General features: G+C 61.9%; 11 protein-coding genes. 4 read left to right on the forward strand and 7 right to left on the reverse strand.

Translation table 11 applies throughout. The features are described 5' to 3' along the window. Positions 1-59: 59 nt before the first annotated feature. On the reverse strand, positions 60-1,262 hold the full coding sequence (locus tag ACWIKB_RS30910; protein ID WP_475271254.1) for an MFS transporter: 1,203 nt from the start codon (positions 1,260-1,262) through the stop codon (positions 60-62). Between the two features lie 359 nt (positions 1,263-1,621). Between ACWIKB_RS30910 and ACWIKB_RS30915 the strand changes: the two genes are divergently transcribed. Then, the gene (locus ACWIKB_RS30915; RefSeq protein ID WP_475271255.1) at positions 1,622-3,742 is read left to right on the forward strand and encodes a mechanosensitive ion channel family protein; all 2,121 of its coding nucleotides are present in this window, start codon (positions 1,622-1,624) and stop codon (positions 3,740-3,742) included. A gap of 216 nt (positions 3,743-3,958) precedes the next feature. On the opposite strand, the gene ACWIKB_RS30920 is transcribed toward ACWIKB_RS30915, so the two are convergent. Further along, on the reverse strand, positions 3,959-8,284 hold the full coding sequence (locus ACWIKB_RS30920; RefSeq protein WP_475271256.1) for a DNA glycosylase AlkZ-like family protein: 4,326 nt from the start codon (positions 8,282-8,284) through the stop codon (positions 3,959-3,961). A 346-nt stretch (positions 8,285-8,630) separates the two neighbouring features. Between ACWIKB_RS30920 and ACWIKB_RS30925 the strand changes: the two genes are divergently transcribed. Then, positions 8,631-9,515: a sugar nucleotide-binding protein gene (locus tag ACWIKB_RS30925; protein ID WP_475271257.1), complete on the forward strand. Its 885-nt coding sequence runs from the start codon at positions 8,631-8,633 to the stop codon at positions 9,513-9,515. After that, the gene (locus ACWIKB_RS30930; protein WP_475271258.1) at positions 9,508-10,437 is read left to right on the forward strand and encodes an NAD-dependent epimerase/dehydratase family protein; all 930 of its coding nucleotides are present in this window, start codon (positions 9,508-9,510) and stop codon (positions 10,435-10,437) included. Before ACWIKB_RS30925 ends, ACWIKB_RS30930 begins: the two co-directional genes overlap by 8 nt. A 339-nt stretch (positions 10,438-10,776) precedes the next feature. Here the strand turns inward: ACWIKB_RS30930 and ACWIKB_RS30935 are convergent, their stop codons facing one another. From ACWIKB_RS30935 to ACWIKB_RS30955, 5 genes are all read right to left on the reverse strand, one after another. After that, on the reverse strand, positions 10,777-11,475 hold the full coding sequence (locus tag ACWIKB_RS30935) for an OmpW/AlkL family protein (protein ID WP_475271259.1): 699 nt from the start codon (positions 11,473-11,475) through the stop codon (positions 10,777-10,779). Between the two features lie 246 nt (positions 11,476-11,721). Next, positions 11,722-12,234, reverse strand: coding sequence for a DUF3299 domain-containing protein (locus ACWIKB_RS30940; protein WP_475271260.1), 513 nt, complete (start codon positions 12,232-12,234; stop codon positions 11,722-11,724). An 11-nt stretch (positions 12,235-12,245) separates the two neighbouring features. Continuing rightward, entirely contained in the window at positions 12,246-13,511 is a 1,266-nt protein-coding gene (locus ACWIKB_RS30945) for an ABC transporter permease (protein ID WP_463258603.1), read from the reverse strand. 1 nt (position 13,512) lies between these two features. Then, positions 13,513-14,223 carry an ABC transporter ATP-binding protein gene (locus ACWIKB_RS30950; protein WP_092277477.1) on the reverse strand — a complete coding sequence of 237 codons (711 nt, stop codon included), beginning with the start codon at positions 14,221-14,223 and terminating at the stop codon, positions 13,513-13,515. A 138-nt stretch (positions 14,224-14,361) separates the two neighbouring features. Further along, positions 14,362-14,934 carry a DUF2796 domain-containing protein gene (locus ACWIKB_RS30955; RefSeq protein ID WP_475271261.1) on the reverse strand — a complete coding sequence of 191 codons (573 nt, stop codon included), beginning with the start codon at positions 14,932-14,934 and terminating at the stop codon, positions 14,362-14,364. Between the two features lie 135 nt (positions 14,935-15,069). Between ACWIKB_RS30955 and ACWIKB_RS30960 the strand changes: the two genes are divergently transcribed. Beyond that, positions 15,070-15,414, forward strand: coding sequence for a hypothetical protein (locus tag ACWIKB_RS30960; protein ID WP_475271262.1), 345 nt, complete (start codon positions 15,070-15,072; stop codon positions 15,412-15,414). Positions 15,415-15,760 lie beyond the last annotated feature (346 nt).

Here is a 15,760-nt window from a genome sequence, read left to right on the forward strand (position 1 = left end):
ACATCAATTTCGGATGTGCCGCCGCCTTCGCGAGCAAGCCCGCTCCCACAGGTGAGTGATCAGTGGCCAGTGACGACCCGGGTCGAGCTCTCGGCATACACCGGCCCAAGCCGATCAAGCCGCCCACTCCACACCGTCAGCGCCAGGGCCACCAACACCACCAGGCCACCAATCCACGCGGTATGGATCAATCCCATATTCGCCACGATCAGGCCACCGCCCCACGCACCCCCGGCAATTCCGAGGTTGAACGCGGCGATGTTCAGGCCCGAAGCCACGTCCACCGCATTCGGGGTGTGATGTTCGGCCTGACGCACCACATACACCTGCAGGCCCGGCACGTTGCCGAACGCGACCGCACCCCAGACCAGCACAGTGGCGAGGGCCAACCATGGATTGCCGGCGGTAAAGGTCAGCACAAACAGCACGGCAGCGAGCAGGGCGAAGATAATTTTCAGCGCGCTGATCGGGCCGCGTTTATCCGCCAGTTTGCCGCCCCAGATGTTACCGACCGCCACCGAGATGCCGTACACCAGCAGCACCAGGCTGACCGTGCTGGCGCTGAAACCCGAAATGTCCTGAAGAATCGGTGCCAGGAAAGTGAACGCGATAAACGAGCCGCCGTAACCGACCGCCGTCATGGCGTATACCAATAGCAGGCGCGGTTGTTTCAGCACTTGCAGTTGTTCCAGCAACGAGGCGGGTTTGCTGTGGGTAATGTTTTTCGGCACGTAAATCAGGCTGCCGATAAATGCGATCACACCCAGCGCCGATACGGCGAGGAAGGTTTCACGCCAGCCGAAATGCTGACCGATAAACGTCCCCAACGGCACGCCGGTGACCAGCGCCACGGTCAGACCAGTGAACATGATCGCGATAGCACTGGCGGCTTTTTCCTTCGGCACCAAGCTGGTGGCGATGGTCGAGCCAATCGAGAAAAACACCCCGTGGGCCAGGCCGGTGACGATCCGCGCAATGATCAGCGATTCGTAGCTCGGCGCCTTCCAGGCCAGCAGGTTGCCGAGGGTGAACAGCACCATCAGCGACAACAGCAGCAATTTGCGCGGGACCTTGCCGGTGAGGGCGGTCAGCACCGGCGCGCCGATGGCCACACCCAGGGCGTAGAGGCTGACCAACAGGCCGGCGGACGGCAGGCTGACCCCGAGGTCGGCGCCGATGGTGGGTAACAGGCCAACGATGACGAACTCTGTCGTCCCGATGGCGAAGGCGCTGAGGGTCAGCGCGAGCAAGGCAATGGGCATGACTGCAACTCCGGTGGGTTATTTGATGGAGCGCAGTGTCGGGGTTTGGGTTATGCGGAAAAATACAGGGATGAGCATTTGATATTTGCCTTGAGCGCAAAGATCAAGGGCCACCCCTCACCCCAGCCCTCTCCCCAAGGGGGAGAGGGGGAAAGGGAGCAGATCTCTGTGCTTTTCAAAACCTGAGTTCGGCTCGGTATCTCAGGTCGATGTGGCTCTAAGTACAACTCGGTCGGCTCCCTCTCCCCTCTGGGGAGAGGGCTGGGGTGAGGGGTGGCCCTTGATTTCACCCCAAAACCGAACTTGCCGGGCATTTGCCGATCAGTTCCTTACAGACCCTTCGCAAGGAGCTCCGCGTTTTGTTCAAGTTCAAGACCGCGATACTACTGGGGGCGTTGCTGATTCTGGGCAGCGGCGAGCTGGAAGCCGCCGCGCTGCCGGGCGTTCCCGCCACCGCTGAGGCGCCAGCCAAACCTGAACCACTGGTCCAGGGCGGGTTGTTGGGGGCCATCAGCTCCAGCATCGACGACGTGCAGGACAAACTCGACCTCAACGACAACCTGGTGGACGCCTGGCGCGTGCGGGCGGACCGGGCCGCTGACGAAGTCGACAAACTGGTCAACCAGCCGTCGGCGCGCTCCGGCTGGAGCGTGACCGGGGATTTCCTGATGCTGTCCGGCGTCTGGCTCGGCACCTTTGCCTTGCTCACGGTACTTGGCGGGATTGCCGCTAAACGCCTGAGCCAAAACCGGTGGTTGTGTACCCGCCAGCGCAGCCAGGACCTGCTCAGTTACTTGATGCCTTACACACTGCCAGCGATCGCCAGCCTGCCACTAACCCTCTACGTCAGCCATTTCCTGCAAGCCTCGGCAGGGCGGGCGTTGGCCTTGTGTTTTGCCTACGCTACCAGCAGCGGCATTTTCTCGACCTCGATGTTGCTGTGCGTGATCGTCATGTTCAACACCGGCCACAAGCGCCCGGCGGTGCAGATCATTCGTGACTTTTGTCCCAAATTGCTGTTCCTGATCGGCTTCCTCGCGGCGCTCAGCGATGCGTTGACCAGCCCGCAGATTGCCCGGCAACTGGGCGGCAATATCACCAGCAGCGTGGCGGTGTTCACCGGGCTGTTTGCCTCGATCATCTTCGGTTACCTGGTTATTCGGATAAGACGCCCGGTAGCGCACCTGATCCGCAACCGTCCCTTGGCCCAGCGCCTCAAACAACCGTCGCTGCAAGAATCCTTGCGGATTTTTTCCGGGCTCTGGTACTGGCCGATTTTGCTGATGGTGATGGTCTCGGCGATCAACCTGATCGGCGTCGGCGAGGACAACCAGAAAGCCCTGCGCTGCGCGTTGTTCACCACGATATTGCTGATCGCCACGGTGTTCCTGAGCACGATTTTCCAGCACCTGTTCAAATCCCGCAAAGTCGAAAGATTCCAGCGCAGCAGCGCCTACAAGGATCGCTTTCTCAGCTTGCTGCACGCCTTGCTGCGGATCGTCATGGCCGTGGCCTTCATCGAGATCCTCGGGCGCATCTGGGGCATTTCGCTGTTCGAGTTCGCCGAGCAAAACACTGTGGGCCGCGCGATTGGTAATGCGCTGAGCAGCATCGGTTTGATCTTCCTGGTGACCTGGCTGTTGTGGGTGGTGCTCGACACGGCGATTCAGGAAGCGTTGAAACCGCCGGTCAGCAAACGCTCGGCGCGGCAACCGAGTACGCGGGTCAAAACCATCCTGCCGCTGCTGCGCAACGCGATCAAAATCATCCTGGTGGTGATCTGCGCGATCACCACCATGGCCAACCTGGGGATCAACGTTGCACCGCTGCTGGCGGGTGCCGGGGTGGTCGGTTTGGCCATCGGTTTCGGTTCCCAGCAACTGGTGCAGGACGTGATCACCGGGCTGTTCATCATCATCGAAGACACGCTGTCGATTGGCGACTGGGTGGTGCTCGACTCCGGTCACGCCGGCACCGTCGAGGGCCTGACCATCCGCACCTTGCGCCTGCGCGACGGCAAGGGTTTTGTGCATTCGGTGCCGTTCGGGCAGATCAAGGCAGTGACTAACCAATCACGGCAATTCGCCTATGCGTTTTTCTCGGTGCAGTTCACCTACGACACCGATGTGGACAAGGCGATTGAGCTGATCCGCGAGGCCGGTGATTCGATCCGCGACGATGCGTTCCTCAAGTACAACTTGCAAGGTCCGCTGGATGTGTTCGGCGTCGACAAAATGGACCTCAACGGCGTGGTGCTGACCGCACAGTTCCGCACGGTGTCGGGCGGGCAGTATGCGGTGAGCCGGGCATTTAACCAGCGCTTGAAAAAACTTGTGGATAACAGTCCGTGGGTGCACTTCGCGCAGACTTATCCACAGCAGGTTTTGATGCCGCATCGGGCGGTGGATGGCGTGGAAGAGGAAGGGCCGACGCCAGAGAATTCGCCGGTGCTGCTGCCGAATCAACCGCGAACTCAATAACCCACCCCACTGATCGTTCCCACGCTCTGCGTGGGAATGCCTCAACGGATGCTCCGCGTCCGCTTTTGGGACGCAGAGCGTCCCTGGCTGCATTCCCACGCAGAGCGTGGGAACGATCAACACACGACCTGTAGGAGCGAGGCTTGCCCGCGAAGAGGCCGTTACAGGCAATAAAGATGTCGACTGACAGATCGCCTTCGCGGGCAAGCCTCGCTCCTACAAAGGGTGGTGGCGAGTCAGCTTAGTGTGCAGTTCCGCCGATGCCTGCTGATCCAACTCCACCCAAAAAACCTGCTTGCCCGCCATCTCTGCGGCGGCCGGCAACCCATCCCGATACACCAGCCGATTACTCGCCAACGCCGGCACTTTTGCCCCCGGCAATAACGTCCCGGCCAGGTTCAGCGGATCAACCCCGCATACCGCCACCAGACTCCCGTCATGGGGCCGGCGCCGCACCTCCCGTAGCAACGGAATTGCCTCGGGCAACGCAAACTGTTCACCGGCCAAACCACTAACAAACCGCCCGCCGCGAATCTCGCCTCGCGCCTCCAGTCGGTGAAACGTGCGCAACAATTCGCGCCAACTCGGCAACCAGTCCGCCTCGCGTTCCAGCAAGCGCCAGAACAACACGCCGTAGCGGCGCAGCAAAGTCATGGCGATATGTTCCAGGGTGTCGCTCGGCGTCGGCGCCGGTCGCTTGTTATCCACAACCGGCGCTGGCGGCCCGCGTCGCAACAGAGCCCAGCGCCCGGCATCGTCCATGCCGCCGACAAATGCCCCGCGCCCCCGGCGACTGCTACGTTGCTGGCGTTTGCTCGCCGGGGTGATTAACGCGCGCAGGCCGGCGAAGCTGTCGGCGTTCACCAACCCGGCACCCACCAGCTCCTGCAAGGCGATTTCCAGCTCCGCGCGCAGCAGGTGCGCTTCGTGGATCAGCTCATCGAAAAACAACGCGCCGTGCTGACTCAGCGCCTCGAAGACTTTTTGCGTCTTGGGTGAGAGTTCACTCACCGGCGTCTGCTCGGTCAAGCCGCTCCACAATCCGACCTGACTGCGTGGCAGCAGCAGAATCGGCGTGCTGCGCAGTGCCGTGCTCGCGCTTTTGTTGCGCGCAGTCAGGCGCGTCCACACCAGTTTGCCGCTGCGGCACAGATCATCCAGCCAACTCGGCGAATAGTCCTTGAGCCGCGCCGGCAGGATGTCGCTGTCCCACGCCGATGCAGCGGCGGGGTAGCCTTCGAATTGACTGACAATCGCCGGCAACACCGCGCTGCCCTGGCCTTGGGTGGCGGGGGACAAATGCTGCCAGTCGAACAGAAATCGCATGAAATCCTGCAACGCCACCGGCTCGATTTCCCGACGCAGCCGCTTGACCGTGTAGCGATGAATCCGCGCCAGCAGATGTCGTTCGCACCATTCGTCAACAGCGGCGCCGGGCGTGAATTGCCCGCGCAGCACATAACCTTCGCGCTCCAGTTGCGCCAGGGCTTGAGTGACTTGAGGCGCCGTTAATCCCAGCGGTTCGGCAATCGCGCTCAACGGCAGCGGACCAAACCCGCTGAGCCGCGCACGAATCACTTCCAGCACCGCTTCATCGGTGTCCCAGGCTTCATCGAAACCGGGCAACGCTTGCAGTGGTGGCGTTAAAACCGCCTGTGGATAAATCGCCCGCAGGCAGGTCAGCCGCTCCAGCGCCAACCACAGCGATTGCCCGTTATCGATCTGCAATCGGCTGGCGCGCCCCGACTCAGCCAGGGTGTTCAACCATTCGAGCCAATGCGGATTGGCTTGAGCTTCGGTGTCAGAAACGCACGCCAGGCTCATCAGCGCTTCGTGCATTTCATCGACGCGAGTGGGCGCGGGCCAGGCTTCATCGCGCACCGCTTGAATCGCCTCGGCATCCAGTGCGCCGAGGTCGTCGGTGGATTGTGGATCGCTCCAGCGCCGGTTGAGCACAGCTTGGGTGCGGCGTTCTTCCAGCGGCGCATCGTCGAGAAAGGTGTAGGGCCGGGCGCTGAGGATTTCTGCCGCCAGCGGTGAGGGCGCCGGCAGGTCGCGGCTGATCAGGCGAACGTCGCCACTTTCCATGCGTCGCAGCAGCGCGAGCCAGCCTTCGGTGTCCATGGCCTCGTGCAGGCAATCGTCGAGGGTTTGTTCCACCAGCGGATGCTCGGGCACTTCCCGTTCGCCGGCGAGGTTTTCCACGCAGGCAATCTGGTCGGGAAACACGCTGGCAATCAGGTCTTCACTTTTCATCCGCTGGATCTGCGGCGCGACCTTGCGCCCACCGGTGTAGCGCGGCAACGCCAGGGCGACCCCGGCATTCCAGCGCCAACGCACGCCGAACAGCGGCGCTTCGAGCACGGCTTGAATCAGCAGGTGCTCGGCGCTGTTGCTATGCAGGTAGCGCCAGACGTCATCGAGTTCAAAGCTGTGGCTGGTGGACAGCGACAGCACGATCGCATCTTCACTGGCGGCGGCCTGCAATTCGAAGTTGAAGGTGCGGCAGAAGCGCTTGCGCAGGGCCAGGCCCCAGGCGCGGTTGATGCGACTGCCGAACGGCGTATGGATGATCAGTTGGGTGCCGCCGGACTCGTCGAAAAACCGCTCCATCAGCAACGTGTCCTGGGACGGCAGGGCGCCCAAGGTCAGGCGTGCACGTGCGAGGTAATCCACCAGTTGATCAGCGCTGGCGAGGTTGAGGCCGAGGGTGTCCGTCAGCCAGTCGATGGCGGGCTGCAAGTTGCCGGGCGTAGCGCCAAGCAGTTCATCGAGTTGCGCTTGCAGGCGCGCCACCGCAAACGACAGTTCCGCGCTGCGCCCCGGCGCTTCGCCGAGCCAGAACGGAATGGTCGGTGGCTGGCCCTGAGCGTCTTCGACCCGGACCTTGCCGGTATCGATGCGCAGGATGCGGTATGAGGTGTTGCCGAGCTGAAACACATCCCCGGCGATGCTTTCCACGGCGAAGTCTTCGTTGACGCTGCCGATGTTCAGCCCTTGGGGTTCCAGCAGCACGCTGTAGTCGGCGTTATCCGGAATGGTGCCGCCGCTGGTCACGGCAGTCAGTTTGGCACCACGGCGACCGCGCAGGGTGCGGCTCACGGCGTCGCGATGCAGGTAAGCGCTACGAATGCCCTGGCGCCCGTTGTAGCCCTCGGCGAGCATGTGCAGCAGCGCCTGATAGTGTTTTTCATCGAGGCTGGCGTAGGGCGAGGCCTGGCGGAACATTTCCAGCAGCGCGTCTTCCTGCCACTCCTGGCAACTGACCTCGGCGATGATCTGCTGCGCCAGCACGTCCAGTGGCGCGACCGGGATCAGCAAAGTGTCGAGTTCGCCCCGGCGTACGCAGTCGAGCAGCGCGGCGCATTCGATCAAATCGTCGCGGGTGGTGGCGAACAACCGGCCTTTTGGCGTGCCGCCGACCTGGTGCCCGGAACGGCCGACCCGTTGCAGGAAGCCGGCAATCGAGCGCGGCGAAGCGATCTGGCAGACCAGATCGACATCGCCGATATCGATGCCCAATTCCAGCGACGCGGTGGCGATCAGCACTTGCAGGTCGCCGCGTTTGAGCCGTTGTTCGGCGTCGAGGCGAAACTCCTTGGCCAGGCTGCCGTGGTGCGCGGCCACGGCTTCTTTGCCGAGGCGCTCGCTCAGGTGCCGGCTCAGGCGTTCGGCGAGACGCCGGGTGTTGACGAAAATCAGCGTGGTGCGATGTTCGCGGGCGAGGGCGGCGAGGCGGTCGTAGACCAGTTCCCAGACGTCATTGGCCATGACTGCCGAGAGCGGCACCGGCGGCACTTCGATGCCCAGATCCCGTGGGCGGGCGTGGCCGATGTCGATGATTTCGCACTCACGATCACGCCCGACGAGAAAACGCGACACCGCTTCGATAGGTTTCTGCGTGGCGGACAGGCCGATGCGCATCAGCGGGTGCGGGCACAACGCCTGCAATCGCTCCAGGCTCAACGCCAAGTGGCTGCCGCGCTTGCTGGCGGCGATGGCGTGGATTTCATCGACGATTACCGTCCGCGTGGTGCTCAGCATTTTCCGGCCCGAGTCGGAACCGAGCAGCACGTAAAGGGATTCCGGGGTGGTCACCAGAATGTGCGGCGCGGTCCTGCGCATCGCCGAGCGGTCTTTTTGTGGGGTATCGCCGGTGCGCACGGCGGTGTTGATCTGCAATTCGGGCAGGCCCATCACGCGCAATTGCTCGGTGATCCCGGCCAGCGGGTTTTGCAGGTTGATCTGGATGTCGTTGGACAGCGCTTTTAGTGGTGAGACGTAGACCACCAGGGTTTCGTCGGGCAACACGCCGTTATTTTCGAGTCCCTGGTGGACCAGAACATCCAGCACGGCGAGGAATGCGGTCAGGGTTTTGCCGGAGCCGGTGGGCGCGGCGATCAACGTCGAGCGATGCTGACGAATCAACGGCCACGCCCGGGCCTGGGCGGCGGTGACCGTCGGGAAAGTGTGGCTGAACCAGGCGCTGACGGCGGGATGGAAGCCGGCCAGGGCACTGTCTGCGGGGATGGGCAGGTTCATGCCGTAATTAATGCGGGCGGGGTGGGGAAGATGCAAGTCTTGGAAGCCGACCGGTATCCCTGTGGCGAGGGGGCTTGCCCCCGTTCGGCTGCGAAGCAGTCGTAAAATCGGCTGATGCGGTGTGTCAGATGAAATGCGGTTGCCTGTTTTGGGGCCGCTTCGCAGCCCAACGGGGGCAAGCCCCCTCGCCACAAGGGCCGCAGTGAATTCCGTAGATCTACACTTTACGGATGACGGTTGCGCACTAAACCCGCAAAATGCAACGATTCCGGCATCTATCGACGACATTGCCTGCGGGTGGTGTCGATAAAACCATTGTTCCAATCAGACTGGGCCTGCTGACTCTATGCGAATGCGCCTTATGTTACTGGGCGGCGGAAATGCCCTTGGGCAGGCGCTGATTCGCCTCGGTGCGGAGGAAGACATCGGTTTCCTCGCCCCCCGCCCACCACAAGACGGCTGGGATGCCGCGAGCTTGACGCAACTGCTCGACGACACCCGTCCGGATGCGCTGATCAACCTCGCCTATTACTTTGACTGGTTCCAGGCGGAGGCGGTCAGCGAACAGCGTCTGGCCGGGCAGGAACGCGCGGTCGAGCGTCTGGCCGAACTGTGCCAGCACCACAACATCGTGTTGCTGCAACCTTCGAGCTATCGCGTGTTCGACGGCTCGCGGGCCACGGCCTACAGCGAAAAAGACGAACCGGTGCCCCTGGGGCTGCGCGGTCAGGCCTTGTGGCGGATCGAACAAAGCGTGCGCGCAACCTGCCCACAACACGTATTGCTGCGTTTCGGCTGGCTGCTCGACGACAGCCCCGACGGCACCCTCGGGCGTTTTCTGGCCCGGGCCGAGACACCTGAAGAGCTGCTGATGGCCGACGACCGTCGGGGTAATCCAACGCCGGTGGACGACGCGGCCCGGGTGATCATCTCGGTGCTCAAACAACTCGATTGTGCGGCGCCGCTGTGGGGCACCTATCATTACGCCGGGCATGAGGCGACCACGCCGCTGGCATTGGGGCAGGCGATCATTACCGAAGCACGCAACCTGCATGAGCTGGCCATCGAAGCGCCGACCGCCCAGGCTCACGCCGCCCGGCCCGATGCTGCCGAAGAACCGCAACACGCGGTGCTGGCCTGCAAGAAAATTCTGCACACCTTCGGGATCAAGCCCCGCGCCTGGCGCGCGGCGCTCCCGGGCTTACTGGATAGGTTTTATCGCCATGGCTGACGGCCCTGTTTTCATCACCGGCGGCGCCGGTTTCATCGGCTCGCACCTCACGGATGCCTTGCTCGCCAAGGGCCATTCGGTGCGGATTCTCGATGACCTGTCCACCGGCAAACGCAGCAACCTGCCGCTGGATAACCCCAAGGTCGAGCTGATTGTCGGCGACGTCGCCGATGCGGCATTGGTCGCGAAGTCCATGGTTGGCTGCAGCGCTGTGGCACACCTGGCTGCCGTGGCGTCGGTGCAGGCGTCGGTGGATGATCCGGTGAAAACTCACCAGAGCAACTTCATCGGCACCCTGAATGTCTGCGAGGCCATGCGTCAGGCCGGCGTGAAGCGGGTGCTGTTCGCGTCCAGCGCGGCGGTGTATGGCAACAACGGCGAAGGCGAGTCGATTGACGAAGAGACTGCCAAGGCACCACTGACGCCTTACGCCTCGGACAAACTGGCCGGCGAGTATTACTTCGATTTCTATCGTCGCCAGCATGGCCTGGAACCGGTGGTATTTCGCTTCTTCAACATCTTCGGCCCGCGCCAGGACCCGTCCTCGCCGTACTCCGGGGTGATCAGCATTTTCAGCGAGCGTGCGCAGAAAGGCCTGCCAATCACTGTGTTTGGCGATGGCGAGCAGACTCGGGATTTTGTCTACGTTGAAGACCTGGTGGATTTGCTGGTGCAGGCAATCGAGAAACCGCAGATCGAAGTGGGCGCGGTGAATGTCGGCTGGAACCAGGCGACGACGCTCAAGCAGATGCTCGAAGCGTTGGAGCAAGTGGTCGGTGAGTTGCCGCCAGTGAGTTACGGCCCGGCACGTTCCGGTGACATCCGTCACTCGCGGGCGAACAATCGGCGGTTGCTGGAGCGGTTTACCTATCCTGAGCAAACGCCGATGAGTGTTGGGCTGGCGCGGTTGCTCGGCCGCTGATCGTTCCCACGCTCTGCGTGGGAATGCCTCAACGGACGCTCCGCGTTCGGCTTTGGATGGGACGCAGAGCGTCCCGGGCTGCATTCTCACGCAGAGCGTGGGAACGATCGAAAAAGGCGCCTGTTGAGGCGCCTTTTTTGTGGCTTGGAATTCACTTGTTGGGCCGACTCATCACCTGTGGCGAGGGGGCTTGCCCCCGTTGGGCTGCGAAGCGGACCCAAAACCATCCGCCTCGTTTTTTCAGATACACCGCGCTAACCGGATTTACGACTGCTGCGCAGCCGAACGGGGGCAAGCCCCCTCGCCACAGGGATCTCCTGCACCCTTACCGCAGGGGCCTTAGAACTTGTAACCAAGCCCGACCATGTACACAAATGGATCAACATCCACATTAACCTTGGCCCGAGTACCCGGTGCCACGGCGTCGTTTTCCACGGTCGCGCGGGTGTCGATGTCGATGTAGCGCATCTGGGCGTTGAGCATGATGTTGTCGGTGATCATGTAGTCAGCACCGACCTGGAACGCCATGCCCCAGGAGTTTTTCGCCTTGAAGTTGCTGAAGCCGTTGGCTTGCGCTTCGCTACCGACGTGTTCGTCGTAGATCCAGGTGTAGTTGATGCCAGCGCCGACATACGGCTGGAACGCCGACTTGGCGTCGAGCGGGTAGTACACGACGCTGAGGGTCGGCGGCAGGTGTTTCAGGGTGCCGAGTTTGCCGTTGGCCGCGCCCAGAGAGGTGCCTTTGATCTTCACGTCATGCTCGAACGGCGACGCCGCGAGCAGCTCGATGCCCCAGTTGTTGGTGAGCATGTAGGCGAAGTTCAAACCCAGTTGCGTGTCGCTGCTCATGGTGGCCTTGCCACCCAGATCGGCACCCGCCAACGGACCCTGGTCAACCTTGACGCTGGAGCTGTCGGCTTTCGGGTTGACGGTGATCGCACCGGCGCGAACGATGATGTCGCCGGCCTCGTGGGCATGGGCGAGCGGCGCTGTGAGCGCGAGGGCAAACAGCGAGGCGCAGAGCTTGGACTTGTTCATGGGGGCTCCAAAGGACGTTAGAAATGTTCGATGTCCAATGGTAAAGAGCCATCTGATACGGTCTTTTGATGCAGCTCAATGAAACAGTGATGGGGTTGTTTTTTGTGGCGCCTTTGAGGGCCTCTTCGCGGGCAAGCCTCGCTCCTACAAGGTTGTGTCGATCGCCAAAAATGGGAATGACACACCCTTGTAGGAGCGAGGCTTGCCCGCGAAGGCGTCCTCACAATCAACACAGAACCACCAGATTCACTCCGGCAATTCATACACATAAATCTTGTCCGCCTCCATCTGATACCCGGCGTCCGCGAGTTCGCTGGTCGATGCCTTGACCTGCAACGAACCCTCGATCCAGTACGGCTGATACAACTCATCCAGCTTCACGCCGACTTCGCTTTTCACATGCACAATCTGGTTCGACGGCGGTGGCGGCACGTGGATGCAGGCGCCGAAATATGGCACCAGCAAAAACTCCGTGGTGCGACCTTCCTCGCTCACTTCCAGCGGCACGATGTAGCCCGGCAAGCGGATGTTCTTGCCGTCGAGGCTTTTCACCACCGGCGCATTCGGCAGGTCCTGCTTGGCGGCGGGTGCTGATTCAAGGGTGCTGCTCATCTGCGATAGATCATGCAGCGGCGTCATGTTCGGCACTTCCGCCGGGGCGTCCGGCGGGATCATTTCCGACCAGGTCAAATCCTTCGGCTCGGCCGCCCACAGGGGCAGGGCGACCAGCATCAACAGCGCGAGCAGAGCGCGGGGCATCTTCAACGTCCTCATAAACGGATCGACAGGCCATCGGCCAGTGATTGGCGATACGCGCGCCAGGCCGGCACGCTGCCCATCAGCAGCGCGGCGATCAGGATGCCACCGAGCAGCGTCCATTCATATTCGCTCGGCCACGACAGCGGCAGGTACAAACCGTAATTGGCCTGCACGTAACCTTGGGCGGCGGCGATGCACACGTACAACAACGCCACGCCGGCAATCACCCCGGACAGTGCCAGGGCAAAGGCTTCCAGCACCAGCAGCGTCGCGATATGCCATGGCCGCGCGCCCACCGAGCGCAGGATCGCCATCTCGCGCCGCCGTTCATTGAGGCTGGTGAGAATCGCCGTGAGCATGCCGATCAACCCGGTCAGCACCACAAACAGCGAGACCACGAACAAGGCTTTTTCCGCCGTGCTCATCAAACTCCACAACTCCTGCAACGCCACACCCGGCAGGATTGCCAGCATCGGTTCGCCACGGAATTCATTGATCTCGCGCTGTACCGCGAAGGTCGAAATCTTGCTGTTGAGGCCAAGCATGAATGCGGTGATCGCTTGCGGCGTCAGGTCCATGTTGCGCGCCTGATCGGCGCTGATCCGACCTTTGCCCTGAGCGGGCACGCCGTTGTGCCAGTCGATATGGATTGCCTCCATACCGCCGAGGCTGATGTGCAGCGTGCGGTCCACCGGGGTGCCGGTGCGTTTGAGAATGCCGACCACGGTGAACGGTTTGTCGTCGTGCTTGACCAGGCTGATCACCGCCACGCCGTGGGCCAATACCAGTTTGTCGCCGAGTTTGTAGTGCAATGCATCCGCCACTTCGGCGCCGAGCACCACTTCAAACGGGTCAGTGGCGAAGGCGCGACCGTCGGCCAATTCCAGGTGTTGTTGATGGCCGTACTGGTAATGCTCGAAGTACGCCTCGGTGGTGCCCATCACGCGGTAACCGCGATGGGAATCACCGAGGGACATCGGGATCGCCCACTTCACTTTCGGGTTGTTGGCGAAGTGTTCGAAGCTGTCCCAACGGATGTTGTTGGTGGCGTTGCCGATGCGGAATACGGAGTACAGCAACAGGTTCACCGAACCGGAGCGGGCGCCGACGATCAGGTCAGTGCCGCTGATGGTGCTGGCGAAACTGGCCTTGGCTTCGGTGCGCACGCGTTCAACGGCCAGCAGCAGGCAGACCGACAGGGCGATGGCGAACGCAGTGAGGATCGCGGTGAAGCGGCGGTTAGCCAGGCTGGCCAGGGCTAGACGAAACAAATACATCTCAGACCTCGAACGGGGTGGCGGCGCGATTGAGCTCGGCCAGCGACAGGTTGCGGTCGAACAGCGGCGCAAGGCTCTGGTCATGGCTGACGAACAACAGGCTCGACCCGGCTTCGCGGCATTCGGCGAACAGCAGGCGAATGAAGTTCTCGCGAGCGTCGTAGTCCAGGGCTGAGGTCGGTTCGTCGGCGATCACCAGTTCCGGTTGACCAATCAACGCCCGTGCGGCGGCGACCCGTTGTTGCTGGCCGATCGACAGCGAATCGGCGCGGCGGCCGAGGATGCTTTCATCCTTCAAACCCAAATGAGCGAGAAGGGTGGCGGCGGCCTGATCAACGCTGCCGTGGCGCTGTTTCGCCCGTTCGGCGCGCAGTTTGGAGAAGTGGCAAGGCAACTCGACGTTTTCGCGCACCGAGAGAAACGGCAGCAAGTTGAACTGCTGGAAAATGTAGCCGGTGTGATCGACGCGAAACCGGTCCCGGGCACCGGCGCCGAGTTCGGTCAGTTCCTGGCCGAGCAAGCGGATGCTGCCACGATCAGGCTTTTGCACACCGCCGAGCAGGCCGAGCAGGGTGGTCTTGCCACTGCCGCTGGGGCCCTTGAGGAACAGGGTTTCACCGGGCTCCAGGCGAAACGCCGGGATATCCAGCAGCGGCGGGTGACCGGGCCAGCTGAAGCCCAGGTCGGACAGTTCGATGAGTGCTTGGGTCATGTGAAACCGGTCAGATGGGTGGTGATCCCCCCTGTGGGAGCGGGCTTGCTCGCGAAGAGGGCGTGTCAGGCGACATTGATGTTGCCTGAAACACCGCATTCGCGAGCAAGCCCGCTCCCACAGGGGATCTTCGGTGGATCAGAACTTCAGGGCTGCAGCCTTGGCCGTCACTTCGACGCCTTGCTGGCCGCTCGGGCTGATCAGTTGTACCTGAATCTTCTGGGTCGCCGGGAAGGTGTTGAAGATCGTCGCCAGGTCCAGGGTTTTCAACGCGCCGGGTGCCGAGCAGCTGAATTGGTAGTGGGCGTGGATTTCGCTGTGGTCGTGGTGATGCTCGTGACCGTCCTTGTCCGCTTCATCGTGGTCATCGTCGGCGTCGGGTTTGTCACCGAACAGCGGGCTTTCCAGTTCCTGGGTCGCGACCTTGCAACCGGCGGCTTTGGGCAGGTTGAACAGTGCCAGCGGGTTTTCCAGCTTCGCCTTGGCGGCGGCGACTTTGGCTTTGTCGGCGTCGCTGATGGCAGCGTGTTCGAAGCCCACCAGGTTCATCGCCGGGCTTTCCAGTTCAAGCTCCAGGGTCTGGCCGTCCAGCGCTGCGTTCAGGCGACCGACGCCATGTTCATGGGCGCCGAGGCTGCCGTGTTCATCAGCGGCGTGGGCGACGGCCAGCGGCAACAGGGCAAACGGCAGAGCAAGAAGCAGACGACGCATGGCGGGTCTCCGGAAAGTAAAGTGAAAGGTTTGTTATGTAATCTTATAACGAAAGTGCGGAGAGTTTGACCGCCCGCTTGGCGTTGCACAAGACCCATGGGAGCATGCAGGTCAGAAATGTGCAGGAGCAGACCTATGTTGCGAATACGCGGAAGCATCGGCGATTGGCCGGTGGATTTGACTCTGGAGATGGACGACAGCGACTGGGCGCGGCTCGGCGCACAGTTGCAGGTCAGCAAAACCGAGGAAGTCAGTGCCCCGGTGGCGAAACCGCTGAATCAGGATGACGCGCTGTGGCAGATCGCCAAGGACCTGCTGCGCAAGGCCGGGCAATTGAGCGGGCCGGATTTGCTGGAACAGTTGGAAGGGCTGACCGGCAGCGCGGCGTCGGGCAAACGCCTGTTGGTGCGCCTGCGCCATTGTGCGGATGTGAAAGTGGTGAGCGGCGGGGATACGCCGCTGTACAGCTGGGTCGAGTAAACCCAAACACCAAAATCAAAAGATCGCAGCCTTCGGCAGCTCCTACAGGGGAATGAGTTCTCTGTAGGAGCTGCGGCACGCCTGTTGGTGCGCCTGCGCCATTGTGCGGATGTGAAAGTGGTGAGCGGCGGGGATACGCCGCTCTATAGCTGGGTCGAGTAAACCCAAACACCAAAATCAAAAGATCGCAGCCTTCGGCAGCTCCTACAGGGGAATGAGTTCTCTGTAGATACCGTCTTGAATCTCACCGAGCAAGCGCAAATTCCGGGTCATATGGCTGGCCCGATTTGAGCACTGCGTAAACGTAGTGCAGCAGCTTGCGCATGGCGGCGCAGATGATCTGTTT

Source organism: Pseudomonas sp. 5Vm1k, assembly GCF_056161485.1.